The organism is Dyella japonica DSM 16301 (genome assembly GCF_001010355.1).
GTDB lineage: Bacteria > Pseudomonadota > Gammaproteobacteria > Xanthomonadales > Rhodanobacteraceae > Dyella > Dyella japonica.
Window position 1 is genome coordinate 1 of the sequence record NZ_JPLA01000176.1, and the last position, 436, is coordinate 436.

Consider the following 436-nt stretch of genomic DNA (forward strand, 5'->3'; position numbering starts at 1 on the left):
CTCCTTACCATTAACCAGCTTAATAAAGTTAGCAAAGGTCAGTGCAAACTCGGTTGGTATATACGTAGGGGTATTCAGAACGGAATAGTCCACTTGGTCTAGCCATCCATCCAACTCCTGTTTAATTAGTTCAGACATCAATAATATCCTCGTCTTCTCGAACCAGTGTGGAACCTGCAATTACTTTAGTAGGTGTACCAGCTTCAATAGCTGCTTTCTGAGCTTCAGCCAACTGGGTTAGTGTGTTCTTGAGTTCAGTCAATCCAGAGTTTTCTCTCAAATCCTAGATTGATATTAGTAACAGCATCCTTCGGTTTCTGGAGGTGAGTAAGGATAGAGTTGGCAGCACCACACTGTACCTTCTCACTGGTAGCATTCTTCATGAGCCATGCCTGATGGTTCAATGCTTCCTGAAACAAATCCTGATTAACAATCC

2 protein-coding genes are annotated in these 436 nt (G+C 42.7%); both read right to left on the bottom strand.

Features of this window, described 5'->3' with window-relative positions; translation table 11 throughout:
• Nucleotides 1-130: 130 nt before the first annotated feature.
• Nucleotides 131-262 (bottom strand): hypothetical protein, encoded by a 132-nt coding sequence (locus tag Y882_RS20915; RefSeq protein ID WP_280136544.1) that lies wholly within the window; start codon nt 260-262, stop codon nt 131-133.
• A partial coding sequence (locus tag Y882_RS20655; protein ID WP_211259246.1) for a hypothetical protein occupies nt 255-436 on the bottom strand: 182 nt, incomplete at its 5' end. The genes Y882_RS20655 and Y882_RS20915, both read right to left, overlap by 8 nt.